This is a genomic window from Hymenobacter persicinus, from assembly GCF_004167665.1.
In the GTDB taxonomy this organism is placed as follows: domain Bacteria; phylum Bacteroidota; class Bacteroidia; order Cytophagales; family Hymenobacteraceae; genus Hymenobacter; species Hymenobacter persicinus.
This window is the reverse complement of the sequence record NZ_SEWE01000011.1, coordinates 1-25041: the sequence shown is the minus strand read 5'-3', so window position 1 is coordinate 25041 and position 25041 is coordinate 1. Positions and strand designations below refer to the sequence as shown.

27 protein-coding genes are annotated in these 25041 nt (G+C 64.0%); 16 read left to right on the top strand and 11 right to left on the bottom strand.

What is annotated here, in order from left to right; genetic code table 11:
- Nucleotides 1-12: 12 nt before the first annotated feature.
- Complete coding sequence (gene rplU / locus EWM57_RS07175) at nt 13-318, bottom strand: 50S ribosomal protein L21 (RefSeq protein ID WP_129920460.1); 306 nt, start codon at nt 316-318, stop codon at nt 13-15.
- A gap of 494 nt (nt 319-812) precedes the next feature.
- Between rplU and EWM57_RS07170 the strand changes: the two genes are divergently transcribed.
- The 11 genes from EWM57_RS07170 (at nt 813) to EWM57_RS07120 (ending at nt 11212) form a co-directional block, all read left to right on the top strand.
- Nucleotides 813-1772, top strand: a complete 960-nt coding sequence (locus tag EWM57_RS07170; protein ID WP_129920459.1) for a ribonucleoside-diphosphate reductase small subunit — start codon at nt 813-815, stop codon at nt 1770-1772.
- 153 nt (nt 1773-1925) lie between these two features.
- Nucleotides 1926-2855 carry a DUF6624 domain-containing protein gene (locus tag EWM57_RS07165; RefSeq protein ID WP_129920458.1) on the top strand — a complete coding sequence of 310 codons (930 nt, stop codon included), beginning with the start codon at nt 1926-1928 and terminating at the stop codon, nt 2853-2855.
- 348 nt (nt 2856-3203) lie between these two features.
- Nucleotides 3204-5582 carry a ribonucleoside-diphosphate reductase subunit alpha gene (locus EWM57_RS07160; protein WP_129920457.1) on the top strand — a complete coding sequence of 793 codons (2379 nt, stop codon included), beginning with the start codon at nt 3204-3206 and terminating at the stop codon, nt 5580-5582.
- Nucleotides 5583-5691: 109 nt separating this feature from the next.
- Nucleotides 5692-5985 (top strand): hypothetical protein, encoded by a 294-nt coding sequence (locus tag EWM57_RS07155; protein WP_129920456.1) that lies wholly within the window; start codon nt 5692-5694, stop codon nt 5983-5985.
- A 151-nt stretch (nt 5986-6136) separates the two neighbouring features.
- Nucleotides 6137-6592 (top strand): SUKH-3 domain-containing protein, encoded by a 456-nt coding sequence (locus tag EWM57_RS07150; RefSeq protein ID WP_129920455.1) that lies wholly within the window; start codon nt 6137-6139, stop codon nt 6590-6592.
- A 197-nt stretch (nt 6593-6789) separates the two neighbouring features.
- The gene (locus EWM57_RS07145) at nt 6790-7389 is read left to right on the top strand and encodes a hypothetical protein (protein WP_129920454.1); all 600 of its coding nucleotides are present in this window, start codon (nt 6790-6792) and stop codon (nt 7387-7389) included.
- A gap of 14 nt (nt 7390-7403) precedes the next feature.
- A complete protein-coding gene (locus tag EWM57_RS07140; RefSeq protein WP_129920453.1) occupies nt 7404-7739 on the top strand; it encodes a hypothetical protein in 336 nt (111 codons plus the stop codon).
- 267 nt (nt 7740-8006) lie between these two features.
- Nucleotides 8007-8705 carry a hypothetical protein gene (locus tag EWM57_RS07135; protein ID WP_129920452.1) on the top strand — a complete coding sequence of 233 codons (699 nt, stop codon included), beginning with the start codon at nt 8007-8009 and terminating at the stop codon, nt 8703-8705.
- 395 nt (nt 8706-9100) lie between these two features.
- Nucleotides 9101-10117 carry an alpha/beta hydrolase family protein gene (locus EWM57_RS07130; RefSeq protein ID WP_129920451.1) on the top strand — a complete coding sequence of 339 codons (1017 nt, stop codon included), beginning with the start codon at nt 9101-9103 and terminating at the stop codon, nt 10115-10117.
- Between the two features lie 184 nt (nt 10118-10301).
- The gene (locus EWM57_RS07125; RefSeq protein WP_129920450.1) at nt 10302-10919 is read left to right on the top strand and encodes a hypothetical protein; all 618 of its coding nucleotides are present in this window, start codon (nt 10302-10304) and stop codon (nt 10917-10919) included.
- Between the two features lie 89 nt (nt 10920-11008).
- A complete protein-coding gene (locus EWM57_RS07120) occupies nt 11009-11212 on the top strand; it encodes a hypothetical protein (RefSeq protein ID WP_129920449.1) in 204 nt (67 codons plus the stop codon).
- A gap of 33 nt (nt 11213-11245) precedes the next feature.
- Here the strand turns inward: EWM57_RS07120 and EWM57_RS07115 are convergent, their stop codons facing one another.
- The 6 genes from EWM57_RS07115 to EWM57_RS07090 all read right to left on the bottom strand — a co-directional run bounded on the left by EWM57_RS07115 (nt 11246) and on the right by EWM57_RS07090 (nt 17765).
- Complete coding sequence (locus tag EWM57_RS07115; protein WP_129920448.1) at nt 11246-13015, bottom strand: S41 family peptidase; 1770 nt, start codon at nt 13013-13015, stop codon at nt 11246-11248.
- A gap of 265 nt (nt 13016-13280) precedes the next feature.
- Nucleotides 13281-13964 (bottom strand): porin family protein, encoded by a 684-nt coding sequence (locus tag EWM57_RS07110; RefSeq protein ID WP_129920447.1) that lies wholly within the window; start codon nt 13962-13964, stop codon nt 13281-13283.
- Nucleotides 13965-14123: 159 nt separating this feature from the next.
- Nucleotides 14124-14573, bottom strand: coding sequence for a hypothetical protein (locus tag EWM57_RS07105; RefSeq protein ID WP_129920446.1), 450 nt, complete (start codon nt 14571-14573; stop codon nt 14124-14126).
- A 330-nt stretch (nt 14574-14903) separates the two neighbouring features.
- Nucleotides 14904-16622, bottom strand: a complete 1719-nt coding sequence (locus tag EWM57_RS07100; protein WP_129920445.1) for a T9SS type A sorting domain-containing protein — start codon at nt 16620-16622, stop codon at nt 14904-14906.
- Nucleotides 16623-16778: 156 nt separating this feature from the next.
- Nucleotides 16779-17039, bottom strand: coding sequence for a hypothetical protein (locus EWM57_RS07095; RefSeq protein WP_129920444.1), 261 nt, complete (start codon nt 17037-17039; stop codon nt 16779-16781).
- A 117-nt stretch (nt 17040-17156) separates the two neighbouring features.
- Nucleotides 17157-17765, bottom strand: a complete 609-nt coding sequence (locus EWM57_RS07090) for a hypothetical protein (protein ID WP_129920443.1) — start codon at nt 17763-17765, stop codon at nt 17157-17159.
- Between the two features lie 256 nt (nt 17766-18021).
- On the opposite strand from EWM57_RS07090, the gene EWM57_RS07085 reads away from it, so the two are divergent.
- From EWM57_RS07085 to EWM57_RS07075, 3 genes are all read left to right on the top strand, one after another.
- Nucleotides 18022-18819, top strand: a complete 798-nt coding sequence (locus tag EWM57_RS07085; RefSeq protein ID WP_165370444.1) for a metallophosphoesterase family protein — start codon at nt 18022-18024, stop codon at nt 18817-18819.
- Complete coding sequence (locus EWM57_RS07080; RefSeq protein ID WP_129920441.1) at nt 18806-19399, top strand: hypothetical protein; 594 nt, start codon at nt 18806-18808, stop codon at nt 19397-19399. Before EWM57_RS07085 ends, EWM57_RS07080 begins: the two co-directional genes overlap by 14 nt.
- 153 nt (nt 19400-19552) lie before the next feature.
- Nucleotides 19553-20188 carry an Hsp20/alpha crystallin family protein gene (locus EWM57_RS07075; protein WP_129920440.1) on the top strand — a complete coding sequence of 212 codons (636 nt, stop codon included), beginning with the start codon at nt 19553-19555 and terminating at the stop codon, nt 20186-20188.
- A 102-nt stretch (nt 20189-20290) separates the two neighbouring features.
- On the opposite strand, the gene EWM57_RS07070 is transcribed toward EWM57_RS07075, so the two are convergent.
- Nucleotides 20291-20722, bottom strand: coding sequence for a hypothetical protein (locus EWM57_RS07070; protein WP_129920439.1), 432 nt, complete (start codon nt 20720-20722; stop codon nt 20291-20293).
- 125 nt (nt 20723-20847) lie between these two features.
- Here EWM57_RS07070 and EWM57_RS07065 point away from each other — a divergent pair, with 125 nt between their 5' ends.
- Together EWM57_RS07065 and EWM57_RS07060 are read left to right on the top strand one after the other, a co-directional pair.
- Entirely contained in the window at nt 20848-22146 is a 1299-nt protein-coding gene (locus EWM57_RS07065) for a TPM domain-containing protein (protein ID WP_129920438.1), read from the top strand.
- Nucleotides 22147-22269: 123 nt separating this feature from the next.
- On the top strand, nt 22270-22830 hold the full coding sequence (locus tag EWM57_RS07060) for a GNAT family N-acetyltransferase (protein ID WP_129920437.1): 561 nt from the start codon (nt 22270-22272) through the stop codon (nt 22828-22830).
- A 101-nt stretch (nt 22831-22931) separates the two neighbouring features.
- Here the strand turns inward: EWM57_RS07060 and aspA are convergent, their stop codons facing one another.
- The 3 genes from aspA to EWM57_RS07045 all read right to left on the bottom strand — a co-directional run.
- The gene (aspA, locus tag EWM57_RS07055; RefSeq protein WP_129920436.1) at nt 22932-24338 is read right to left on the bottom strand and encodes an aspartate ammonia-lyase; all 1407 of its coding nucleotides are present in this window, start codon (nt 24336-24338) and stop codon (nt 22932-22934) included.
- Between the two features lie 202 nt (nt 24339-24540).
- On the bottom strand, nt 24541-24735 hold the full coding sequence (locus tag EWM57_RS07050) for a PID-CTERM protein-sorting domain-containing protein (RefSeq protein WP_129920435.1): 195 nt from the start codon (nt 24733-24735) through the stop codon (nt 24541-24543).
- Nucleotides 24736-24818: 83 nt separating this feature from the next.
- The coding region (locus EWM57_RS07045) for a T9SS type A sorting domain-containing protein (protein WP_129920434.1) at nt 24819-25041 on the bottom strand (223 nt) is incomplete at its 5' end.

The window sequence follows — 25041 nt, the reverse complement described above, 5'->3', positions numbered from 1 at the left end:
ACTAAGCGCTACTTAGCCGATGCTGTTGATCATTACTTTGGTGAACTGCTGACGGTGACCGTTCAGCTTCTTGTAGCCCTTGCGGCGCTTCTTCTTGAATACCAGAACTTTGTCGCCCTTTACGTGCTCCAGGATGGTGCCCGTAACGGCTACGTCCAGCAGGGGCGAGCCAATGGTGATGGTCCCGTCGCTGTCGGTGAGGAGGGCTTTGCCCAGCTCTACCTTGTCGCCGACGTTGCCAGCCAGGCGATGAGCGTATACAAATTTATTGGCTTCGACCTTGGTCTGCTTCCCGGCTATGTTGACAATTGCGTACATCGGCGTCTTCGCGTTTTCTGAAAATTGGAAGGCAAAAGTAGAAGTATCATTTCACAAAACCAAACCTAACTCGTTAATCATCATCTACTCGACGGCCCGAGTGCCCCGTACGGCCGCTCCGCCCCGCTTGCAGCCTACCTTACAAGAACGCCCGAGCGGGTACGTGAATAGTATTTTTGTGGATAAGTCAAATTGTCCACAGGCGAAATGTGGATAACTTTATAAAATTAGGGCTGCCGGGCGCCTTTGCGGCGGATTTTCCGGTTGCGGCGCCGGCGGGCCGGGCCGCGGCCCTTCCGGATCATACGGAAAAATTAACACAGAAAAAACGCCGAAGCGGGGCGGGGTTCCCGAGGGTCAGGATTATATTTGATGCTTCGACGGGGCCCTGCGCCGCGCCGGAAGCGCCAAACAATTCCTGGAATGCCGGGTTCCGCAAGACCCTGCGTTGGCCGGCCCGCCGGTTATTCTTCCGCCTATTTTTCCCTCTCGCTATGGAACCGCTGCTCACCGAGAACCCCAACCGCTTCGTTCTTTTCCCAATCCAGAACAACGACGTTTGGCAGTTTTACAAGAAGGCCGAGGCCTCGTTCTGGACCGCCGAGGAAATTGACCTCTCCCAGGACCAAAAGGACTGGGATGCCCTCAACGACGGCGAGCGGCACTTCATCAGCCACGTGCTGGCCTTCTTCGCGGCCTCCGATGGCATCGTGAACGAAAACTTGGCCGTCAACTTCATGCAGGAAGTGCAGATGCCCGAGGCGCGCTGCTTCTACGGCTTCCAGATCATGATGGAAAACATTCACTCGGAGACTTACTCCCTGCTGATTGACACATACATCAAGAACCCCCAAGAAAAGGACCGCCTCTTCAACGCCCTCGAAACCGTGCCCTGCGTGAAGAAAAAGGGAGAGTGGGCCCTGAAGTGGATCAACTCCGAGGATTTCGCCGAGCGCATCATTGCCTTTGCCGCCGTGGAGGGCATCTTCTTCTCCGGCTCGTTCTGCTCGATCTTCTGGCTTAAGAAGCGCGGGCTGATGCCCGGCCTGACCTTCTCCAACGAGCTGATCAGCCGCGACGAGGGCCTGCACTGCGACTTCGCCTGCCTGCTCTACAGCTACCTGCAAAACAAGCTCAGCGAGGAGCGCGTGCACGAAATCATCCGCGACGCGGTGAGCATCGAGCAGGAGTTCGTGACCGACGCGCTGCCCGTAAACCTGATCGGGATGAACGCGGCCACCATGTCGCAGTACATTGAGTTTGTGGCCGACCGCCTGCTGCTAAGCCTGGGCTACAGCAAGATCTACAACTCGACCAACCCCTTCGACTTCATGGAGATGATTTCGCTCCAGGGCAAAACCAACTTCTTCGAGAAGCGCGTGGCCGAATACCAGAAAGCCGGCGTGATGAGCGAACGGACCGAAAACGCCTTCTCCCTCGACGAGGACTTTTAACCCCATCTGCCAGTCTCACTCAGCGTCTGAGAGAGGTGAGAAGCCGGGTTTTCGGTTTTTTACCTTCCTCAGACGCTGTCTTTTACACCCCTACTACCTATTGCAATCCGCATCAATCCGACTGTTTGTATTGGTTAACTATTTCCAACTTCAATGCACAAGATTACTGTTCTCCTGGGCCTGCTCCTGCTGCCCGGAACCCCACTTTTTGCGCAAAACATTCCCCAGACCTTGAGCCAACGGGCAACGGCCGCCTACAAGGTGCACCAGTACCAGGAAGCGGGGCAGCTCTACGACCAGTCGGTGGCGCAAGCCCCGCCTAAGCTGAGTGACCTCTACAACGCGGCCTGCAGCTGGGCCCTGGCGGGTAACCCGGACAAGGCCTTCAGCTACCTGGACAAAACCATGGCGGCGGGCTACGGCAACCTGCCGCACCTAGTGAAGGACACCGACTTAGCCAGCCTGCACTCCGACCCACGGTGGGCTGCCGTGGTGAAAGCCGCCCAGCAGAACGCCGACCGCATTGAAGCCCGCTTCAATCAGCCCCTCAAGCGGGAGCTGGAGCAGGTGTTTGCGGACCACCGGCAGGTGCGAGCTGAGCGCGACTCGCTGAAGTCGCTGTACGGGGCCAACGCGCCGCAGACGCTCCAGGCGGAGCAGGCAGTCAAGGCTGCCGATGCCCGGCAGCTGGCGCTGGTGCTGCCCCTGCTGGATCAGCAGGGCTGGCCCACCAAGCAGCAGGTGGGGCATTTTGGCAGCTTGGCGCCGTTTCTCGTCATTCAGCAGGCCAACATTGCCGTGCAGGCAAAATACCTGCCCATGATCCGCCAGGCCACGTTGCGGGGCGACCTGTCGCCGTTTGGCTACCTGTTCCTGCAGGATCAGGTGCTGGTACGGCAGGGCAAGCCCCAGCTGTTTGGCACCCAGATGGTCACGGACCCCAAGACCGGCAAGCGCGTGGTGGCGCCCATCGAGGATGAAGTCCACGTGGATGAGCGCCGGGCTGTTTTCGGCCAGAGCACCCTGGCTGAGTATATCAAACTGCGCAGCATAACCAATCTAGTGCCTTCCGTGGCCCAATAAGCGGCTCATACGCCACCAAGCCTGCCGCCCCGCGGTGGGCTTTGTTGTTTCTATTTCCGTCGGCCCCGCCTACCACTTTTCCCCAAAATCCGCAACCCGATTTCGCCGGCTGAACATCGGCCCGCGGCTATTCACTTTAGCAATCAAAACCCCTCGTACTGTGCGGTTTCGGGGTTTGTGGAAAACTTCTAATCTTTTGGTTTGTCCTGCCCGACGGAAGCGGATATCTTCCGTCTTAAGAACGCCGGATTAGTTCCCCGGCGCCCTGGTTTTTGTTCGTACGTCCCCGCCCTTTCACGGCGTGGTGTTTTCATACATCCCAACCACCCCAACTCAACCTGCTCGCTTATGCTGGTACTCAAACGCGACGGCCGCCGCGAATCCGTGAAATTTGACAAAGTCACGGCGCGCATTGAAAAGCTCTGCTACGGGCTCAACCAGAACTTCATCTCGCCCATCGAGGTAGCCAAGAAGGTCATCGACGGCATCTACGACGGCGTAACGACGGTGGAGCTCGACAACCTGGCGGCCGAAACCGCCGCCTCGCTCACCACCAAGCACCCCGACTACGCCATCCTGGCCGCCCGCATTGCCGTCAGCAACCTGCACAAGGTGACCTCGAAGTCGTTTTCGAGCACCATGAAGCGCCTCTACACCTACGAGGACCCCAAGACCGGCGAAAACGCCTCGCTCATCGCCAAGGACGTCTGGGAAATCATTCACAGCCACGCCGCCACCCTCGACTCGGCCATCATCTACGACCGGGACTACAGCTACGACTACTTCGGCTTCAAGACCCTGGAGCGCTCCTACCTGCTGCGCATGGACGGCAAGGTGGTGGAGCGGCCCCAGCACATGCTCATGCGCGTGGCCATCGGCATCCACAAGCACGACATTGAGTCGGCCATCGAAACCTACAACCTGATGTCGGAGCGCTGGTTTACCCACGCCACGCCGACCCTGTTCAACGCCGGCTCGCCCAAGCCCCAGCTCAGCTCCTGCTTCCTGCTCACGATGAAGGACGACTCCATCACGGGCATCTACGACACGCTGAAGAACTGCGCCCAGATTTCGCAGTCGGCCGGCGGTATCGGGCTGAGCATCCACAACGTGCGGGCCACGGGCTCCTACATCAAGGGCACCAACGGCACCAGTAACGGCATCATCCCGATGCTGAAGGTCTTCAACGACACGGCCCGCTACGTGGACCAAGGCGGCGGCAAGCGCAAGGGCGCCTTCGCCATCTACATCGAGCCCTGGCACGCCGACATCTTCGACTTCCTGGACCTGAAAAAGAACCACGGCAAGGAGGAAAACCGCGCCCGCGACCTGTTCTACGCCCTCTGGACCCCCGACCTGTTCATGAAGCGCGTCGAGGCCAACGGCGACTGGACCCTGATGTGCCCCAACGAGTGCCCCGGCCTGGGCGACACCTGGGGCCCGGAGTTCGAGAAGCTCTACATGAAGTACGAGAAGGAAGGCCGCGGCCGCCGCACCGTGAAGGCCCAGGACCTGTGGTTCGCCATCCTGGAAAGCCAGACTGAAACCGGCACGCCATACATGCTCTTCAAGGACGCCGCCAACGGCAAATCCAACCAGCAGAACCTGGGCACCATCAAGTCGTCGAACCTGTGCACCGAGATTATGGAGTACACCGACGAGAACGAAATTGCGGTCTGCAACCTGGCCTCGCTGGCGTTGCCCCGCTACCTGAAGGAGGAAAACGGCCACCTGGTGTTCGACCACCAGAAGCTCTACGAGGTGACCTACCACGCCACCAAGAACCTCAACAAGGTTATCGACATCAACTACTACCCCGTAGTGGAAGCCGAACGCTCCAACCTGCGCCACCGCCCCATCGGCCTAGGCGTGCAGGGGCTGGCCGATACCTTTATTGCCCTGCGCATGCCCTTCGAAAGCGAGGAAGCCACGGGCCTGAACAAGGACATCTTCGAGACCATCTACTTCGCGGCCATGACGGCCTCGATGGACCTGGCCAAGAAGGACGGCGCCTACGAGACTTTCCCCGGCTCCCCGCTGAGCAAGGGCAAGTTCCAGTTCGACCTCTGGGGCGTCACGCCCGAGTCGGGCCGCTGGGACTGGGACACGCTGCGGGCCCAGGTGATGGAGCACGGCGTACGCAACTCCCTGTTGGTAGCGCCCATGCCGACGGCCTCCACGGCCCAGATCCTGGGCAACAACGAGTCGTTTGAGCCCTACACCTCCAACATCTACGTGCGGCGCGTGCTGAGCGGGGAGTTTATGGTGGTGAATAAGCACCTGCTCAAGGATCTGGTGAAGCTCGGCATCTGGAACGAGCAGATGAAGAACGACATCATCGCCGCCAACGGCTCGGTGCAGGACATTCCGAGCATCCCCCAGCACATCAAGGACCTGTACAAGACGGTATGGGAGATTTCCCAGCGCCGCATCATCGATATGTCGGCCGACCGGGGCGCCTACATCTGCCAGAGCCAGAGCCTGAACCTGCACGTGCAGAACGTGAACTTCGGCAAGCTCACCAGCATGCACTTCCACTCCTGGAAGAAGGGCCTGAAAACCGGCATGTACTACCTGCGCACCAAAGCCGCCGCCGACGCCATCAAGTTCACGGTGCAGAAGCAAGCCGCCGAGACCCTGGAGCCCCTGAACGTGTCGGCCCAGAACGCCTCCGACATGGCCTGCTCCCTGGATAACCCGGACGCCTGCGAGGCGTGCGGGTCGTAAGGGGGGTAAACCTGAATAGCTAAGAAAGCCGCTGCTTCGGAAGGAAGCGGCGGCTTTTTTGTGCATCTTGAAAGAGCTATTCGCTTATCATTATCTTTTACTCACTACTATGTTTGAGAACTACCAAATTGACTTTGGCCGGCTTAACCTGCATTGGCTGAGCAGCGTGAGCATCTACTTGGATGAGATAGAGCACCTGATCAACGTTTCGGAACGGGCGCAGACGTACCTGCGGCAAAACGGGCAGATTGAAGTAGTGGGCTACACGAACCAACGCAAGTTCATTGCCGTTCTTTTTACCACCAGTTCCGAGCAAAAACTTATTATCGACGACGTAGACCTTCCCCGCTATGAAACCATCCAAGACGTTATCCTCCGCCGACTCGCCGAAGAATCCGAATAGCCTTTCCATGAATGGCAAGACGGATGAGGAATGGGCAGCTGGCCGCATCAGCGGCCCACTTTCCAAGCGGGAGCTGTTTGCCTACCTGAAAAAGACTGGGAAACTGCCCCCGGATGCGGAGTATAAGGCGGCTTCGTAATTGGTTTAAAAGGTGAATACTCTATCAGGTGGCACCCAGAGCTTATTGACCAATGCCGGCTGGTACCCAGGCCGAACTATCTTTACCATCGGCTACCGTTTTGCTTTGTGGAAGGACGGATATCCTTGGTTCTCGGTAGTTGAGGAGTTTTTGCGGGAGTTTGGCAGCTTGCGCGTCACGCTTCCCAAGCATGGACAAACCGATACCTTCCACTTCAATGTAGCCGAAGCTGTAGATGATGTAGATGCTTCCTGGGTACAAGAAAACTATGCCGAGCGTATCGGCACCAACAAGCTCTGTGTAATAGGACAAGCCCATAATGACTACTTGCTGCTGTTCATGAGTGACGCAGGCAAAGTCTACGGGGGATACGACGATTATTTGTGCTTCATAGCCGATAGTGGAGTGGAAGCCATTGAGGCCTTGTGTCAGAATAGCCCTGTGCAGGAAATTCCTGAACGGGAATAATTACCCCTCGCTGGCGCGCGTCTGCGACGCGTGCCTTCCGGTCTCGCGTCTCTGACGCGAATCGTGGGGGCCAGCTGTTCTTGTAGGCGCGTCACAGACGCGGGACCGGCTGGCACGCGTCAGAGACGCGCGCCAGCTCAGGAGCAGGGGAATGCTCTATCTTTCGACGACTCATTCAGCCCCTATCGTATCCTGCTATGGCCGTATCCGAAGATATCCTCCGCGAAAACTACCGCCGCCTGTCCGACGACAAGCTGCTGCGCATCGTCAGCGAAGATGCCGTGAGGCTGCGGCCCGAGGCGCTGGCGCTGTTGCAGGATGAGCTGCGTACCCGCGGGCTGGCGGAAGTCGCGGAGCAAAGCGTGCAGGCCCAGTTCCGGGTGCTCGACGAGGCGGGCGTGCAGGAGTACTGCGCCCTGCTGCAAGCCCAGCCCTGCCCCCTCTGCCAGTCGGCCGCCCGGCCGCTGAACGCGACGATTACCAGCAAGGTGCTCAGCTTCCTGGTGATGACCACCCAGAAGAAAGCCTTTGCCATTGCCTGCCCCGGCTGCCTCGATACCCTGAGCCGGGAGGCCAACACTTCCTCCGCCTTATTGGGATGGTGGGGAGTTCCCTGGGGCCTTATCCGCACCCCTCAGGCCCTGATCTTCAACAATAAGATGGCTAAAGGTCACCACCTGCCGTATGCCAACGACCTGCTGAAAGCCTTCGTGGTCAGCAACGTGGGCCGCATCGAGGCCGCGAAAGGCAACCCGGCCGACTTGCAGAACATCATTCGGGCGCCCCGGCTGGGGTAAGGGCCAACGGATTTATGAAGGCTTTTCCAGTACTCACCCTGCTGCTGACCAGCGCCCTGAGTAGCGTGGCCCAGGCCCCGCGGCCCCGGCCCGCCGCCAGTACCCAAACCCTGATTCAGGGAATCTGGGCCGCCAGCGAGGACGAAAACGCGGAGTTTTTTGTAGAGGGCACCCGCCTCACCTATGTCGAGTCCCTGGACCGGCCCCTGCGCTACACCGTTACGCCCACCCGGCTAACCATCTTTCTGGTCGACGGCCCCTACAGCTGCCGCATCCGCAAGCTCACCCGGGACAGCCTCGTCTACGTGACGCCGTACGGCTTTGTCGTGCGCCTGTACAAGCGGAAGTAGTCACCCCGGGGCTCCCGCATTCGCGGGAGAACAGGTTTTCATTTTCCGAGGGCATCCGCAATGACGGGACGGCCGGGGGGAGTTCACCCCGCCTCTCCCGCATTCGCGGATACCCCAGGTTTCAGTTTCCGGGCTCTCCCGCATTCGCGGGAAGGCCGGGGTGACTTCCCCCCGGCTTCCCCGCATTCGGGGGCGCTCCGGGGGACTTGGTATTGTATAATCAACTTTTTATATTCCTGAATCTTACCACTTAATCATTTTAGCGTTATGTCCATTACTGTTCCTGAGCTGTCGGCGGCGGCCGCGGCTCCCACCAAGAAGTCCGTTAAGCGGGCCAACCAGCTACCTGATACCGCCCTGGCCTTGTCCGCGGTAGCTACCACGGCCGCGGGGGCCTGGACGAATGCCGACCTGCCCGGCCTGCTCTGGCTGTCCAAGGCCGAATTCAGCACCGCGGCCGGCGCGTTTGCCACTGCCTGCGCCGCGGCCGATGCGGCCGGGGACGCCCGCAGCCCCCAATCGGCCCGCCTCAGGGCCCTGGATAAGCTGCTCGACAAGGGGCTGGGCTTCGTGAAAGGCTATCTGCACGAAGACAAGGACGACGAGACGGCCTATTACGGGGATTTCGGCATTGAGAAACTAAACAAGAACTACCGCCTGCCCAAGGGCCGCACCGAGCGGGTGGTGGCGCTGGGCAAGCTTCAGGCGGCGCTGGTGAAGTACAAATACGACAAGAAGAAGTACGGCACCGCCTACTGGGCCCCGCTGGCCACCGAGTACGCGGCCCTGGTGCAGCAAAGTACCGGCACGGCCGGGGAGCGCAGCGGCAAGGTCAGCGACAAGGTGCAGGGCGAGCAGAAGCTCCGCAAGGCCCTGCGCGCCCTGATCCACCACCTCAAGGCCAACTACCCCGACACCTTCGAGGCCAAGCTCCGGGAGTTCGGGTTTCAGAAGGAAAGCTATTAGCCCCCTGGCTGTCATCCTGAGGCGCAGCCGAAGGACCTTCCTCGCCTGAGTGACAAGGCCCATTACATGCGAAAAGCCCTTTACTGCATCGGTGGTAAAGGGTTTTTTACGTTGGTATCCGGCTTTCTGAGGTAGGCGAGGAAGGTCCTTCGCTCCGCTTTGCTGCACTCAGGATGACAGACGAGGAATGACAGACGAGGGATAATAGACGGGGGGTGATAGGCACAACGTGACAAGGGATGACGGCGCGGCTTCTCCCCTCACAGTCGCTCGGCTGTGCCAAGTGACGGACGGAGGGCTGGTGGGGTAGTGAGGTAGTGAGGCGGATGGAATTAAACATTACATTCACCCCATATTCAAGCACTATACCCTCGCCTTTACCGCTAGAGAAACAGATGAAATGGATTCGTCGGCTACTACTTGGTCTTGTTGTTCTGGTCGTGGGAATTGGCGCGGCCGTGGTCTGGAAGGCTATGCGCACGGAGCGACGGGTGGGATTCCAGCTAACCCGGGCCACTGATTCCAATGGGCAACCCTTTACGGTCGGCATCTGGTACCCCACCCAGGCCCGCACCTGGCCCACGACCCAGCTGGGCCTCAACCTGATGGATGTAGCCGCCGACGGGCCCGTAGCGGGCAACGGCTTACCGCTGGTGGTGCTCTCGCACGGCAATGCCGGGGGCCCCGGCAGCCATGCCGACCTGGCCCTGGCTCTGGCTGACGCCGGCTACGTGGTGGCCGCCCCCATGCATAGCGGCGACAACTACGCCGACCAAAGCGCGGCCGGCACCGTTGCCTGGCTCGGGGGGCGCAACCGCCAGCTGCGCCTCACCCTCGACTACATGCTCAAGAGCTGGCCGGGACACGCGCACCTCAACCCGGCCCGCGTCGGCGCCTTTGGCTTTTCAGCCGGCGGCATCACCGTGCTGACCGCCGTAGGTGCCCAGCCCGACCTGCGCCTGATTGCCGGGCACTGCGCCGAGTCGCCGGAGTTTATTTGCACGGTGCTGCGCGAGGGCAACTCCCCCTTGCTGGACCCCGACAAGGCGAAGGAAGGCAACACCTATGCGGCCGACCCGAGAATCAGGGCCGCCGTGGTGGCCGCCCCGGGGTTAGGATTCACGCTGGGCCCCGGGGCGCTGGCTGCCGTGCGGGTGCCGGTGCAGCTGTGGAGCGGGGAGCAGGACACCGTCGTTTCCTATGCTACCAACACCAAGCGGGTCCGGGAGGCCCTTGGCTCGGGAGCCGAGTTTCATTCGGTGCCGGGCGCCGAGCACTTCTCGTTTCTGACCCCCTGCGGCCTGCTCGCGCCGCCGCTGCTGTGTACCGACCCCGGACAGTTTGATCGGAAAGCCTTTCACCTGGGCATGAATGCCAGCGTCATTGCCTTTTTCGACAAGAACATCCGCTAAAGGATTGCCGGGGCCGGGCGCCGGCGTGGACGTTTTTTAGCGCGCAGGTGTGCTCGTTGTCCCAGCCTGAGTCGTGGGCAAAGGAGGTACTCCGCAGGACTAGTCCCCAGCGAACCAGGCCAGCGCCCCGGATAAGAAAAGGGGTAACTCCGGCTAGACCACCTCAGTCCCCTGCTTCGTTCTCATGCTGCCACCCCTGTTACTGGATTTCAGCGCCGCCGATGCCCGGTGGCTGGGCGGCATCGTGTGGAAGGCCGCGGTGGTGCTGTGGCTGCCCCAGCTGCTGATGCTCTGGCTGGTACTGGCGGGACGCACCCACCAGCCCCGGAGCCGCGGGCGGGAAGTGGCGCTCCTGCTGCTGCCCGTACTGCTGGGCGGGGTGGCGGTTTGCTCCGCGGCGCCCTGGGTCTTGCTGTTGGTGGTGTATGCCGAGGTGCGGTGGGACCTGTGGCTGCTGGTGCTCGGCCTGCCCACCCTGGCCGGAATCTTAGTAGCCCTGGCCACCAATACCACGCCCCGCACCCCGCCCGCCGCTTCGCCGGCCCGCGCCGCCCACCTCCGCCAGACGCGGTGGACGCTGGGGCTGAGCGGGCTGGTCGTTGGCCTGGGCGTGCTGGCCACCGTCGTGCCGCCGGGCCAGCCCGCCCCCACCGACTACCGGCCGACACCCCAGGAGCTGGAGCAGATGCGCCGGGCCGACCAGGCCGCGCGCGCCGAACAGGCCCGGCAGGATTCCGTGCAGTACCATCAGCACTGGGACGGACCCGAGTCCCAGCCCCAGGACCAGCCCCCGCCCTGGTAACACCGCGCCGGAGCGCCGCCAGTTAGTTCTCATCCTGAGCCTGGGCCTTATCTTCGCGTCAGCTCTGGTCGGGCTACGCCGTTACCCCCATGTTCAACAAAGCCAAAACCATCCTCACCGCCGGGTGGGACATCCTGAAGCCGGCGGCGGCGGTTGCCCTGGTGCCCTCGGGCATGCACTGGCTCTTCGCCCACGACCCGCTGCTGACCTTCGTGGTCAACTACCTGGTGACGATGGGCTGCGTGGTCATCATTGTGGCGGCCTGGGCGCTGGTGTGCCGGCTGTTTGCTTAAACCCCAGCCGCTGAGTGGCTGGGGTGGCGTAGACTACTGCCCGGCCGTCGGCGCCTGCCGGATCAGCTCCACGGCCCGGTCGCGCAGCTCGTCGCGGCCCTGCTGGAGGCCGGCCACCGTGGGGCGCACGGGCACGTCGATGCGCAGGCCCACGCGCTGGGTTTCGCGGTCGTCGGGGTAGTAGGCGCCAATGCCGGTGAGCAGGGTCTTGAGGCCCCCGGGCAGGGTGATGGGGGTGGAGTTGCCGTCGGCGCCGGCGGTCTGGCTGCCCAGCACCGTGCCGCGCGGGGTGGCCTGAAAGGCCATAGTAGTGAATTCGGCCAGGCTGCGGCTCACCTCATTCACCAGCACCACCACCTGCCCGGGGTAGGGCGGCAGGCGGGCGGGGTTGCCGCGGGTGGCCCCGATGGGGCGGAGCGTGTCAGGCGATTCCCAGAGGAAGCGCCCCGGATAGGTGGGGTCGTAGCGGGTGAACTTGGCAAACACCACGGGCCGGGACAGGGCAAACGCGGGCAGGTAGGTGGCCACAAACGAGCCGGGGTAGTTCCGCTGGTCCACCACAATGCCCTTGGTATGGGCAAAGGTCTGCATGATGGCGGGCACTTTGGCCGGCGTAATCCGGGCCATGTCGATGTAGCCGATGTCGGGCGTCAGGAAGCGGTACAGGCTGTCGGCCGCGGCCGGGGGCAGCGCGGGCGTGCCCACGGCCACGGCCGGCACGAGCAGGCGCAGGGGCCGGCCGGCGCGCAGAACCTGGACCGGCAGTTCCGGGCTGGCGCAGTAGAGCAGGTTCAGGGCAATGGTGTTGAGCTGGGCCGCCCGGTTGGAGCCGCCGGTTTCGGGCAGGCGCTGCCGGGCCAGCTCTTTGACGGAAGTACCCGCCACGTGGGTCAGCACGTCGCCGGGGGCCAGGGGCGAAGCGGGCCCCTTTCCAGCGGGGCGCACCCGGGTCACCACGGCCTGGTCGGCGAGAAACTGCACGTCGGCGGCCACCTGGTAGGCGCCGCGCTCGGCTTCGAGCAGCGGGTCGGGCGGGTAGAAGCGGGCGTGGCCGTCGTGGACGCGGGCAAACAGGGCCAGGGCCGCGTGCCGGTACTCGAGCGGGGTGGCCGTCTGGGCAAAGCGGGGCAGCAGGGCGGGCAGCACCCGGGCCCAGTCCTCGTCGAGGGCGTAGCGGTAGGGGTAGTAGTACTGAAACAGGTTCCAGTAGCGGCACAACCCCAGCAGGCGCAAACCCTGGGAGGGCAGGCTCGGCTCGGCGTAGGCTTCCTCGTGGGGAAAGTTGGTGGTGGAGCCCGTGCGGGTCACGTAGTAAGCAGGGCCCTGGTAGCGGTTGGCCTCAATGTAGGCCAGCTGCTGGCGTAGTGGGGCGCTGAAGCGCCGGGCATCGTGGGCCCAGCCCAGGTCGGCGGCCAAGCGCACAGGCGCCGTCGGTGGGGTGGCGCAGGTCGGGCAGGCCGGCACGGGTCCCAGCTCCGTAATCCAGGCGCTGAGCAGGCGGCTGCGCGCGGCCTGCGAGCGGCAGGCCAGCACGCCGGGCAGCTGGCGCAAGAATTCCGTGTCCCAGTCGCGCTGCCCCCCGGCCACGGCGGGGTGGAAATACTTCAGAAACCCCCAGACCTGCCCCAGGGCCGTGATGTTGTCTACCTGGCGGGGTGTGAGGCGGGCCAGGGGCGGCAGAGCCGCGGCCAGGGCCGTAGCCTCCGACGGCGGCGCCGGCGGAGGGGGTGACGTCTGGGCATAAGCAAACGAGGGAGCCCCGCTAAGCCCAAGGGCCAGCAGGCAGCACAGAAGACGAGTCACGTACGCAGCAGGTTAAGGATACAGGTAAGAATACATTAGCCAGACGTCGGCGGCCCTACGCAGCGCCGCTGAAGCGCCGCGAAGCCAGGATAATCCGGAAGGTACAGACTCGCCTTGCCCGGTCCAGGTTGCAAAAGGCCCGGCACCGGGGCAGACCAGCGGCTGGTAGGCTTTCCGGCGCCCGGCGGCGGCCAGCGTAATCGAAAAGCCCCGCGTCAGCTGCTGGCGCGGGGCTTAGAGGAAACAGGGAGCAGCAAGCGACAAGCTACTTCCTGCCGCGGCCGAAGGCGTAGCCGACCGAGAATTCCAGCGTGCGGGTGTGGATGCCCCCGTCGATACCGATGCGCTTGCGGAACGCCTGGTCGGCAGCGTTGTGGTTGATGTCTTTGAGGCCGTAGTTGGCCCGGGCCGAGAACGTCAGACCGTTTTTCAGGTCGGCGCCCAGGCCCACGACCAGCCCGGCATCGGTGCCGAACTCGCTTTTGGCATCCTCAGTACCGGTGATGTAGTTGACCTCGCTCGTACCCGGAGGAAAGCTCCAGCCCAGCTGTCCTTCCCGGCGCGCGCCGAGCAGAAACCCTACCTGGGGGCCGGCCTGCACGTTGAACACCTGGCCCACGTAGAATTTGAGCAGCAGCGGCACGTTCAGGTAGGTCATGGTGGTCGTGCTTTCCAGGGGGAGCACGCCGTAGGGCTTGGTACTGCGGTAACCCTGGCGGGCGAAGGTCAACTCGGGCTGCAGGGCCACGCGCGAGGACAGCCGGTAGCGCAGAAACACGCCCGCGTGCAGGTCGTTGCGGTAGTCAGCTTCCTGATTAATGAGCCCGTCGAGCACCGACCGGCTCAGGCCAGCCCGGACGCCGAATTGGGCCGGAGCCGCCGTCTGAGCCTGAGCCAGGGCCGGCAGGGCCGCCAGCGCCGCCGCGCCGATTAGTAAGAATGTGCGCATGTTGATAAAAGAGCGTAGGTAAAAAGTTTAGAAGCAGCGAGAGAAGATAAAAAGAGCCTTCGGGGCTGTTTAAGGCAGCGTGCAGGGTCATATTCGGCCCCCAAAGGTAGGTGGGCGGTATCGCCGGAAAATAAGCTGCTCACCCGGCTGCTCTATGCCCTAGAGGTCGGCGGCGGCCAGGGCTTGCTTGGGCAGGCGGGCCTTGATGGTGCGTAGGGCCACGGAGGTGCCCGCCGCGCCGTCCTGCACCTGCAGGGTGTAGCGATACTGGGTGCCGGCGGCGCGCAGCAGCAGGGCGTAAGGGCCGGCGGGGAGCTGGCGGAAGTTGAACCGGTGCCCGTAGGCGGTGGCCGAATAGGCTTCGTCGAACAGCACCTGCCCGCTGGTCAGGTTCAGCACCTGCACCCGGCCGGGCTGCCCGGCGGCGTTGTCGATGCGCACCCGGATGCTTTCGGCATCCACGCTGGTGACGGAAACCGGGGAGGCGTGCTGGGCCAGGGCGCGGGGCGCCGTGCCGAGCCCGCTCAGCAGCAAAATCCCCAGGGTGAGGGTGCGGGCGGCAAAGCGGAGGGTGGAAGTGGGGCGGGCAACGGCAAACAGACGTTTCATAGCGGTAAGGGAGAAGTAGGTGAATAAAGTGAGTTAGCGGGGCCGCCTGTGCGTTATCGGACAAGCCCGCCCCGTTCTGCCTACTAAGCAGCCAAGCGCCGTGCCAGGTGAATAAATGTTTGTTTATCAGTTGATTGCTGTGAAATAGGCTGGAAAGCTACCACCCAATTGTGTCCGAAGCCGGGCAGACCGTTCGGTTTTGGCGGGGCGCGGGAGTAGTAGAATCGGACTGCGTGCCGCCGTTGGAGCAGGGCGCGGACCGTGCGGGCTGGAAATCAAACAGGCCCGCATTCCGGGAATGCGGGCCTGCGGCAGAAAAAAGCACGACGGTTATTCCACGGCCAAACTCCGGGTTGCCACCTGGCCAGCGGCCTGCACGCGCAGGGTGTAAAGCCCCGGTGCCAGGCCGGCCAGGCTCAGCTCGTGTTGCCGCTCAGTTACAGAGCCCGACCGCACCACCCGACCCAGGGCATCCAGCAGGGTAAGGGTGGCCGAACCCACGCCGGCCGGCAGCTGCAGGGTAGCGGCACCGCGGGCAGGATTGGGGTAGAGCGCCAGGCCCGGCAGGGCGCGGGCCGACTTAGCCGCCAGCGTGACCGGGTCGTTGAGCACGGCCAGGAAGGTGGCCCCGTCACTGCTGGCGGGGTTGGTGAGGGCTAGGGCGCCAAACGTGGCGGGGGGCGTGACCACGCCGGCCACGTACACGCTGGTACCGCGCACGGCCAGGGTTTTGGCCGCGTCGCCGCCGGTGCCCCCGGCCGCCAGCGCCCACACGAAGGAGCCGGGCATCGACGCATCATCGGTGAGCCGGACCACGAAGACGTCGTTGGCGCGGGCGTTGGGTAGCATCGTAGCGCCGAAGCTAGTGTTGGAGCCTGCGTAGTAGCCCGATACGTAGAGGTCGGTGCCGCGCACGGCTAGGGCCGTGGCTATGTCGGTGTCCCGGCTGCCGCCCCGCTGGGCCCAGACGAAGGAGCCGGTGCTGCCCGCGTCGGTGAGCTTGGTCACGAACACGTCGGCATAGGCGTTGATGCTGGCGTCGGCGTTGGTCAGGCTGAGGCTGCCGAAGTCCGCCACGGGGCTGCTGAAGTAGCCGGCCACGTACACGCTGCTGCCATTCACGGCCAGGGCCGTGGCCACGTCGTGCCCTGTGCCCCCGGCGCGCTGCACCCAGGTGTAGGCGCCGTCGGTGGCCGCGAGTCGGGTCACGAAGATGTCGCCGCCGGTAGCCGCATTGATGAGGGTATAATTGTCAAATCGGGCCGTGATGCTCCGATAAAAGCCGCTGAGGTAGACGCTGCCCCCACTCACGGCCAGGCTGGTGGCCTGGTCATCGAGCTGGCCGCCGGCGCGCGTGGCCCACGTGAAGCTGGCGGAAGCGCCGGCATCGGTGAGGCGGGCCACGAAGGCGTCGGCACTGCCGCTGCCGGCGTTGTTGAGCGTCTGCGTCCCAAAAAAGGCCGAAGGGCTGTCGAAGGCGCCGGCCACGTACACGTCGGCACCGCTGACGGCCAGGGCCGTGGCCCGGTCGCCGCCGATGCCGCCGGCCCGGGTGGCCCACCCAAAGCTGCTGCTGGAGCCGGCATCAGTGAGCTTGGCCACGAAGATATCGTCGACGCCGGTGGAGTTGGTGAGCGGGAAGCTGCCGAAGCTGGCCTGGGTACTGGCAAAGGTGCCGGCCACGTATACGCTGCTGCCATTGACGGCCAGGGCCGTGGCCATGTCGCGGCCCGTGCCCCCGGCTTTTTGCGCCCACACGAAGCTGTTGGTAGCCGGGCTCCACTTGGCCACGAACACGTCGGGGTCCTGCCCGGCGGTGCTGCTAAGCGTGGTGTTGCCGATGGTGATGGTCCCCAGGAAGCTGCCGGCCAGGTACACGTTGCCGTTGGCATCGAGGGCCGTGGCGGCCACTTCGGCAAGGTTGGCGGGAGTCTGATTGATAAGCAGGGCCTGTTGCCAGGATGGAACGGTCTGGGCGTGGGCCACCGGACCCGGCCAAGCCAGGGCGGCCAGCGCCGCCAAGCCCGTAAGTCGAGTAAAATGCTTCATAACGAGGATAGTCGAAACGTGAAAGGTATCAGCAAAGTAAGGGCATTTTCGGGCCGGATGGAAGCTGCCGGAGCGTGCCGGCCGCCGCCGAGCCGGCCGCAAAAAAAGGCTCCCCGGGTAGGGAAGCCTTTTGTAGAGTACTGGGTGAAAGCCGGCTTAGTGGCGGCCCCGACCCCGGCCGTGCCCGTGTCCGTGGCCCCGGTCATAGTAGTAGGCCGGGCCGGCGGGCACGAGCAGCACGGCGCCCTTGCGGTATTTGGGGCCCTTCCACTTTTTCACCGGCCGGGCCTCGCGCACCACCACGTACTGGGGGGCGGGCGGCCCGATGTTGATGTTGATCTGGGCCCGGGCCGGGGTGGCGCTCAGGGCCAGGGCGGCGACGGTCAGGCAGGCGGCGGCGGTAATAGCTTTCAGCATGGGAAAAAGAGAAGTGAGAGAAGGATACGGATAACCCCACCCGGCCCCCCGGGCGCCGGGTGGAGTGGGGGCCGAGCTTCGGTCAAACATTAAGCCAGAACTGCCGCCGACTTCGCCTTAGATGCCGGTCAGCTGCCCGCGCAAGCGCTCCGCATCGGGGCTCATCTTCAGCTTGATCTGGTCCAGGCACTGGCGCACGGCTTGCAGGTACAGCACGCGGGCCGGGTCGGCGTAGCTGGTAGAGCTGTAGATGCTGGTCACGGACTTGGCTTCCGCGTCGGCACGGTAAGTAGCCAAAAGCTGGCGCTGGCCGTTGAGCACGTCGAGCTGGGTCGTGACGCTGACCTGGGGTGTGGCGAAGGGCATACCGAAGAGGTTGGGCACGCAAAACGTGAAGCCCGACAGCATGGCCCAGCCCAGGCCAACGCGCTGCTTGGTGGTCGTCACTTTGAGCTCCAGGTAGCCGCGCTTGGTCCCGTAAGGCTCGGTAAGAACTTCCTGCACCTCCCGTTCAAAGAACGTGGCTACGTCGCGGGAGCCGCTGGCGACGACGGCCCCGCCGTTACCCACAATCACGGTAGCTTCGCTCTGCACCCGGTTCTCCATGGCGGGCAGCTTGCTGCTCACGGTCTGGGAAGTCGGATTGAGGAGCTTCGGGTCAAAGGATTTGCAGCTGGCCAGTAAGGTGAGGGTCACCAGCCCCAGGCAGCGTAAAGAAGGCAGCATAGTAAAACGATAAAGAGGAAAAGAGGGTGAGGAATATACCAGCTAAAGATAGGCGGCCGGCCTGGTTATTCGAGCAGGCAAAATCGGTTCGGATAAGCTCAGCAGTGGTCGTACGGGGCATAAAAATTCAAAAAAACACCCGCCCGGCAAAGGCCGCCACGGGATTTTTGAGTATATTCAACTTCCGGTATATGAGGCGGAGACCTGCGTTTCAGCCGGCGGCGGGATGAGAGCAGCGCGGGGCAGCAGGGGCGGAATGATGGTTGCAGCGCTGGTGTTGAGCGGCTGCACCTGGCTTGAGTTCAGCCCCAACCAGACCTGGGTGCCCCCGGCGGAGCGTCAGCTCACCGCCCGCAGCCTGGCGCGCCTGGCCGCCCTGGCCGCCACCGACGATACCGTGCGCTTCGTGCTCGTCGGCGACGCCCAGCGGTTCTACGACGAAACCGAGGCCTTCGTGCGCAGCGTGAATCAGCAGCGCGGCATCGACTTCGTGCTCCTGGCCGGCGACATCACCGACTTTGGGCTCAGCCGGGAAATGCGCTGGGTGCACCGGCGGTTGGGCCGGCTGCGGGTGCCCTACCTGACCGTGGTGGGCAACCACGACCAGCTTGCTAACGGCCGCAGCGCCTACCAGCGGGTGTTTGGGCCGCTCAACTACAGCTTCGTGTACGGAGCCACCCGGTTTGTGCTGCTCGACACCAACAGCCGGGAATACGGCTTCGGGGGCCGCGTGCCCGACCTGGGCTGGCTGCGCACCCAGCTGGCGGATACGGCCGGCACCCGGCGGCAGGTGGTGGTCTGCCACGTGCCGCCCACCGACCCCGACTTTGACCCGGCCCTGCGCCACCCTTCCGCCGCCCTGCTCGGAGCCAGCCCGCAGCTAGTACTGCACCTGGCGGGGCACGTGCACCGCTTCTCGGTCCGGCAGCCCTTGCCGGGTGGCGTGCCTTTCCTGACCTGCTACAGTCTGCGGAAGCAGCGCTACCTGATTCTCTCGGTCTGGGGCGCGCGGCGGCAGTTTCAGCTTCAAACCGTGACCTATGCGAGTCGGTAACGCGCGGCGGTGGCTGCTGGCCGGGCTGCTGCTGGGTCCGGGCGCCGGGGCTCAACCCAAGCCGCCGGGGCCGCGGGGGCCGTTTCTGACCCTGCAGGTGGGCGGAGGGTTGGGGCTGCTGGCCTTGGGTGGCGGCTACCGGGGCAATCCGCGCCTGGAGCCCGAACTGCTGGTTGGCTACGTGCCCCGGGCGCTGAGCAGCCGGCCGTTGTTCATTTTTACGGCCAAGGCCACCTACGTGCCCCGTTACCCGCGCCTGCGGCTGGGCGAGCAGTGGCAGGCGCAGCCGCTGGCCGTGGGCAGCTTCGTGAGCTACTCCACCGGCCGGCAGTTTTTCCTGGGCAGTGCCCGCACCGGCCGCTATGCCAAGGGCTACTACTGGTGGCCGACGGCCCTGAGGCTGGGGGCGGCAGCGAGCCTGCGGGTGGTGCGGGCTCCCCCGGCCGGGCCCGGCTTCCGGCAGCTGCTGTACTCCGAATGGAGCACCAACGACTTGTACCTGGTCAGCAAGGCTGCCAACCGGCGCCTGCGAGCCTCGGAAATTATGGTGTGGGGCGCGGGAGCTAAAGCCGGGTGGTAGCGCCTGGTCTTTCGGCGGATTTAGTGGGCGTTGAAGCAGCGATAAAATGCTCTGATAGGCTGGAAACGCCGTTTGTGTTGCAACACTGCTCCGGTCCGCTTCGTAAATAAAGTACGCTTGTGTTCGTTTGTTTCACCCCAAATTTTCACAGCCATGGCTATCCAGAAGTATCAGGATTCCTTTTCCGACCTGAGCTCGTCGAGCTTCAGCACGATGCTCGACCGGTTCTTCAACGACTCCCTGGCCTCGCGCGGCCGGTTGAATACCTACTCGCCCCACGTAGACGCCTACGAAACCGAGAAGAGCTACGAAATTGAAGCGGCCCTGCCCGGCCTTAAGCGCGAAGACATCAAGGTGGATTTTCACCAGGGCCGCCTGACCATTAGCGGGGAGCGGCAGTTCCGCAACGAGCAAAATAACCGGCGCTACCACATGGTGGAAAGCTCTTACGGCTCCTTCCACCGCTCCCTGCAGCTGCCCGACACCGTGAATGCCAACCAGATTCAGGCCAGCTTCGAAGATGGCGTGCTGCGCGTGAGTGTGCCGAAGGACGAGCAGAAAACCCGGCGCCACCAGATTGAAGTGCGCGGCGGTCAGGCCGGCTCCGGTGGCAGCGGCAGCAGCGGCCAGATGTCGGAGCGGGTGGGCCAGCAGGCCACCGACGTGCCCGTGCAGGCGGCCGAAGAGCAGCGCCCAGGCCAAAATCAGGGTTCGGGCCCGAATGGCGGTGCCAGCCCCGAAATGGCGGAAATGAACAGCCGCCCTCAGGGTTCCGGAACCGGTTCCTAGGCGTTTGAGCTGCCAAATCAAACAAAGTTTAACAAGCAAAAGTCGCTTTCCGGGAACGGGAAGCGGCTTTTGCTGTAAGAACGGGTAGGGCGCGGCGGGTGGCTACTCGGCGGCCACAGGTTGCTGGAGCAGCCACCGCATGGCGGACTCCGGGGTTTCAAACGAGCGGTACTGCAGCGGAATGCCCTGCACGTGAGTCGTGATGTAGGCCGTGGCCAGCCGCACCATCACGTCGGGCGAGATGAGCACGGCCCCGAAGCGGTAGCCACCCTCGCTCACGGCCCGCGGCAACCACTCCTGGGTTATCCAGATTTGCTCCTCGGGAGAAAACGGCTTCATCAGGCGCTGGTCAATCAGGATCCGACCCCAGTGGTGCTCTTCCAGGGCCAGTTGGACGCGGCCAAACAGCTCGCGCAGATCAGCAAACGTGCGCTCCGCGCTGTTCCAGACAATCCACAGAAAGCCGGCCGGGTCCTCGAGCAGGCGGGCGGCGGCATTTTCGAAATAGATGGTCGGGGAAGCGGCACTGGTCATGGCCCGTAAAGATACGGCGTAGCCCCCGGATTTATTCCTGATTCCCGCCCGGAGTGAGCCACAGCCAAATCCGGCGCGCCGCCGTAAAAGCTCCCTTCAGCACCTCACCACTTACTGCTTGCCCTATGCACCGTTTTCTGTTTTTTGCGCTGTTGTGGCTGACGGCGGGCCTGGGCCTGGCCGCCCCGGTGGCGCCGGCCGATGAGCTACCCGCCCGGCCCGTGCCGTTTCGCTTCGTCACCGACCAGGGCCAGCTGCTGAGTGCGGCCGAGGCCCAGAGTCTGGAAAATGGGTTGCGCCGCTTCGCCGACGCCAACGGCACCCAGGTGGTGGTCGTGACCGTGCCCACGCTCGGCGGCCGCGCCGTGGCCGACTATGCCCGGGCCCTGGGTGAAAGCTGGGGCGTGGGGCAGCGCGGCAAAGACAACGGCGTGGTGCTGCTAGTGGCCGCCCAGGAGCACCAAGTGTCCATTCAGACTGGCAAAGGGCTGCGCGACGTCATCACGCCCGCGCTGACCAGCACCGTTATCAACGAGCAGCTGACGCCCCTATTTAAGCAGGGCCGCTACTTTGCCGGGCTGCGGGCCGGGCTCAACAAGCTGCTCTCGGCCACCGACCCTGGCCGGCAGAACACCACTACTGCCGACGCTGGCCCTGCCGGCGTCGCCGCAGGGGCTCCCGACGTGGGAGCCGCCGCCGTGGAAGCCCCCGGCCCGGAGGCCACTGCCGCTGCTCCGGCCACTACCGATTCGTACGCCCCACCTGCGGAGTCGGCGCCGGCCTCGGAGCCGTTCCGGCCTTCAGCCTCGGTCCCGGAGCCTGAATCGTCGGGGCCGGGCGGGGGGATGCTGGCCGTCGGGGCCCTGCTCCTGGGTGGGGTGCTGTGGCTGGTGTCGCGCCTGTTTCGCCGCCGCGCCGCCGCGCCGGCTCCCGACTTTCTGCCCAACCAACCAGCGGCGCCGAATCAGCCCAACCGCCCCGGCCCCGGCACTGGCTATAACCAGCGCCCCGGACAGCCCGCCCCCGACTTTTTGCCCAACCGGGGCACTAGCGGCAGCGGCATGGGCGGCATGCTGATGACGGGGGCTGCCGCCGCGGCCGGAGCTTATCTGGGCAACCGCATGGCCCACGGGCAGGACGAGTCCGGCGCCGGACTGCACAACCAGCAGCTCGACGATGCCGGCCAGTCCCCGCTAGCTGGGCCCGCTGCCGGAGCTGCCAGCGGGGCTGCGTCGGGCGGCTTTCCCGCGCTCAACGATGATGCCGGCAGTGCGCCGGAGCAGGACTATTTCAGCGACGACGCGGGCAGCGCCGAGCCCGATTACTTTTCCTCCGACGATACCTCGTCATACGATGACTCTTCCTCGGGCGACACCGGCGGGGGCGGCTTCGACGACGACAGCAACAACAGTGGTTCGTGGTAACTACCTGTTGCCCGCCGCTGCCGCCTTGCTGCTGCCGATGAGCCGGAACGCTTTTCGGCAAAACCCGCGGCCCGCGGCGAGGTTACGCTACTTTTACCTTTGCATCCGCTCCATAGTCCTGTCATGATTCCCCTGATTGCCCACACGCCCCGGCTCACCCTGATTGCCGCCAGCCGCGCCCTGCTGATTGCCGAGCTGCAAAAGCCCCGCTACTTTCCGGTGCTGCTCGGCGCCGCCCTGCCCGGCGACTGGCCCCCGGGCGAGTACGACCAAGCCGCTGCTGAGTTCTTCCTCGAGCAGCTCACCGCTGGCGGCCGCGACGCCGCCGGCTGGTACGGCTGGTACGCTATCCGCAAAGCCACGCCCGAGGTACCCGCCACGCTGGTCGGAGCCGGGGGCTTTCTGGGGCCACCCGACGCGGCCGGCCTCGCCGAAATCGGCTACTCCATTGCCGCCGACTGGCGCGGGCAGGGGTTGGGAAATGAGCTGGTGGCCGGCCTGATTGAACACGCCGCCCAAACCGGGATGGTGCGCCGGCTGCAGGCCCACACCCAGCCCGACAACGCCGTTTCCCAGCAGGTGCTGCTGCGCAACGGCTTTCAGCCCGCCGGCACTGCTCCCGACGGCCGCCTGCGGTTCGAGCGGGCTGTGGAGCCGGTGGTAAAAGACGCCGCCCCGGCTTAGGCCGGTTTCGAAGCCTCGACTCGAACAGCTCAGCGCGAAAACGACAAAGCCGGTTCCCGCGCGGGAACCGGCTTTGCTATGAAGGGCAACCAGCAAGCTCGCTACTGAATAAAGCCCGGCCGGATCAGGTTTTCGAAGGTGAAAATCTCGTCCCACTTGGCCTGGGTCAGCAGCCCCCGTTCCGTGACGGCTATGTCGTGGACCGATTTGCCGGTGCGCAGGGCTTCCTTGGCAATTTCGGCGCTGGCCTCGTAGCCGATAACTGGGTTGAGCTGGGTCACGATGCCGATGCTGTTGCGGACCAGGTTTTCGGCGTGCTCCTTGTTGGCCGTGATGCCCACCACGCACTTCTCGCGCAGGGTCCGGCAGGCGTTGGTCATGTAGGAAAGGGAGGTAAATAGGGCGAAGGAAATGACGGGCTCCATCACGTTGAGCTGGAGCTGCCCGGCCTCGGCGGCCATGGTCACAGTCAGGTCGGCGCCGATAACGTAAAACGCGGTCTGATTCACGACCTCGGGCACCACCGGATTGACCTTGCCCGGCATAATGCTCGAGCCCGGCTGCAGGGCCGGCAGGTTGATTTCGAACAGCCCCGCCCGCGGCCCCGACGAGAGCAGGCGCAGGTCGTTGCAAATCTTGCTGAGCTTCACGGCCGTGCGCTTGAGCACCCCCGAGAGCTGCACGTAAGCCCCCGTATCGTAGGTGGCCTCAATCAGGTCGCCGGCCAAACTCAAATCCAGGCCCGTGACGGTGCGCAGGTGCTCCGTAACCAGCTCGGCATAACCCGCCGGCGCATTCACCCGGGTCCCGATGGCCGTGGCCCCCATGTTGATTTCACTGATCAGGCTGCGGCTGTCGGCAATGCGCAGCAGCTCCTCGCGCAGGTTGGTGGCAAAGGCCCGGAATTCGTCGCCCATGCTCATCGGGACGGCATCCTGAAGCTGGGTTCGGCCCATCTTGAGCACGTTGCGAAACTCGTCGCCCTTGGCGGCAAAGGCATCGGCCAGCTCGCCCAGGGTCTGGCTATAGCCTACCAGCTTGTTGCTGAGGGCAATGCGGAAGGCGGTGGGGTAGGCGTCGTTGGTGCTCTGGGAGCAGTTGACGTGGTTATTGGGGTGGCAGAATTCGTACTGCCCCTTCTGCTTGCCCATCAGCTCCAGAGCTACGTTGGCAATAACCTCATTGGCGTTCATGTTCACCGAAGTGCCCGCCCCGCCCTGGATCATGTCGGTCAGAAACTCATTGTCCAGCTCCCCGCTGATAACCCGGTCGCAGGCCTGCATGATGTAGCCGGCCAGCGTCGGGTCGAGTACGCCCAGGTCGCGGTTGGCCATGGCGGCGGCCTTTTTCACGTAGGCCAGAGCCTGTACAAACAGCGGCTCCGACTTGATGGGAATGCCGGTAATGTGAAAGTTTTCCAGCGCCCGCAGCGTCTGAATGCCATAGTACACCTGTTCGGGAATGGCTCGTTCGCCCAGAAAGTCGTGCTCAAGTCGGGATGCGTTCATAGAAAAGCAGGTCGGAAAGTAAGGTGGAGCTAAGTGTACGCAAAACTACGCAGTGGGGCCCGGTCCGCGCCCCGGCGTCCCGGCAGCAGGGCCGTTGCCAAGCCCCAATGACATAAAAAAAGCCCCCGGTAAGCTACCGGGGGCTTTTGCAGAATAAGAGTTCAGTGGGGCATTGGCGCTTCCCTACCGAAATGAGAAAAGCTTAACGGCGCGTACGGCGCAGCTTTTTCAGGCCGTAGGCCGCGCCGGCGGCCAGTAGCAGCGAGGCGCCACCGTCGACGGGTACGTCGGTCACGGCGCCGGGGCGGGGGCCGCCGTTGCCGGGGCCCTGGGCCCGGACGGCCGGGGCGGCCAGCAGCAGGAAAAGAATAAAGGTTGAGCTAAGAAGCTGTTTCATGAGAAGTCGGAGTTGAGCAAAGAAATGAGCCGATTGACCAAACCCGACTGCCGGGTAAGGCAGCCGGGTTGGTCAAGGAGGCATTAGTTCACCACCACTTTTTTGGTGATGGTCGTGTTGCCAGCCTGGATGTGCAGCAGGTACACGCCCAGCGGCACGTCCTGCACGTCCATCGTGGTCTGGGCGCCGGCGGCGGGCAAGGCCAGCGTGCTCGTGCGCACGGTCTGGCCCAGCACGTTGACCAGCGTCAGCTGGGCCTGGCTGACCCCGCTCACGGCGGGCACCAGCACGGTGAAGCTGCGGTGG

Excerpts from the sequence above, each read along its gene's own strand:
- rplU (WP_129920460.1), bottom strand. The coding sequence starts at position 318 with ATGTACGCAATTGTCAACATAGCCGGGAAGCAGACCAAGGTCGAAGCC.
- EWM57_RS07170 (WP_129920459.1), top strand. The coding sequence starts at position 813 with ATGGAACCGCTGCTCACCGAGAACCCCAACCGCTTCGTTCTTTTCCCA.
- EWM57_RS07165 (WP_129920458.1), top strand. The coding sequence starts at position 1,926 with ATGCACAAGATTACTGTTCTCCTGGGCCTGCTCCTGCTGCCCGGAACC.
- EWM57_RS07160 (WP_129920457.1), top strand. The coding sequence starts at position 3,204 with ATGCTGGTACTCAAACGCGACGGCCGCCGCGAATCCGTGAAATTTGAC.
- EWM57_RS07155 (WP_129920456.1), top strand. The coding sequence starts at position 5,692 with ATGTTTGAGAACTACCAAATTGACTTTGGCCGGCTTAACCTGCATTGG.
- EWM57_RS07145 (WP_129920454.1), top strand. The coding sequence starts at position 6,790 with ATGGCCGTATCCGAAGATATCCTCCGCGAAAACTACCGCCGCCTGTCC.
- EWM57_RS07140 (WP_129920453.1), top strand. The coding sequence starts at position 7,404 with ATGAAGGCTTTTCCAGTACTCACCCTGCTGCTGACCAGCGCCCTGAGT.
- EWM57_RS07135 (WP_129920452.1), top strand. The coding sequence starts at position 8,007 with ATGTCCATTACTGTTCCTGAGCTGTCGGCGGCGGCCGCGGCTCCCACC.
- EWM57_RS07130 (WP_129920451.1), top strand. The coding sequence starts at position 9,101 with ATGAAATGGATTCGTCGGCTACTACTTGGTCTTGTTGTTCTGGTCGTG.
- EWM57_RS07125 (WP_129920450.1), top strand. The coding sequence starts at position 10,302 with ATGCTGCCACCCCTGTTACTGGATTTCAGCGCCGCCGATGCCCGGTGG.
- EWM57_RS07120 (WP_129920449.1), top strand. The coding sequence starts at position 11,009 with ATGTTCAACAAAGCCAAAACCATCCTCACCGCCGGGTGGGACATCCTG.
- EWM57_RS07110 (WP_129920447.1), bottom strand. The coding sequence starts at position 13,964 with ATGCGCACATTCTTACTAATCGGCGCGGCGGCGCTGGCGGCCCTGCCG.
- EWM57_RS07105 (WP_129920446.1), bottom strand. The coding sequence starts at position 14,573 with ATGAAACGTCTGTTTGCCGTTGCCCGCCCCACTTCCACCCTCCGCTTT.
- EWM57_RS07100 (WP_129920445.1), bottom strand. The coding sequence starts at position 16,622 with ATGAAGCATTTTACTCGACTTACGGGCTTGGCGGCGCTGGCCGCCCTG.
- EWM57_RS07095 (WP_129920444.1), bottom strand. The coding sequence starts at position 17,039 with ATGCTGAAAGCTATTACCGCCGCCGCCTGCCTGACCGTCGCCGCCCTG.
- EWM57_RS07090 (WP_129920443.1), bottom strand. The coding sequence starts at position 17,765 with ATGCTGCCTTCTTTACGCTGCCTGGGGCTGGTGACCCTCACCTTACTG.
- EWM57_RS07085 (WP_165370444.1), top strand. The coding sequence starts at position 18,022 with ATGATGGTTGCAGCGCTGGTGTTGAGCGGCTGCACCTGGCTTGAGTTC.
- EWM57_RS07080 (WP_129920441.1), top strand. The coding sequence starts at position 18,806 with ATGCGAGTCGGTAACGCGCGGCGGTGGCTGCTGGCCGGGCTGCTGCTG.
- EWM57_RS07075 (WP_129920440.1), top strand. The coding sequence starts at position 19,553 with ATGGCTATCCAGAAGTATCAGGATTCCTTTTCCGACCTGAGCTCGTCG.
- EWM57_RS07070 (WP_129920439.1), bottom strand. The coding sequence starts at position 20,722 with ATGACCAGTGCCGCTTCCCCGACCATCTATTTCGAAAATGCCGCCGCC.
- EWM57_RS07065 (WP_129920438.1), top strand. The coding sequence starts at position 20,848 with ATGCACCGTTTTCTGTTTTTTGCGCTGTTGTGGCTGACGGCGGGCCTG.
- EWM57_RS07060 (WP_129920437.1), top strand. The coding sequence starts at position 22,270 with ATGATTCCCCTGATTGCCCACACGCCCCGGCTCACCCTGATTGCCGCC.
- aspA (WP_129920436.1), bottom strand. The coding sequence starts at position 24,338 with ATGAACGCATCCCGACTTGAGCACGACTTTCTGGGCGAACGAGCCATT.
- EWM57_RS07050 (WP_129920435.1), bottom strand. The coding sequence starts at position 24,735 with ATGAAACAGCTTCTTAGCTCAACCTTTATTCTTTTCCTGCTGCTGGCC.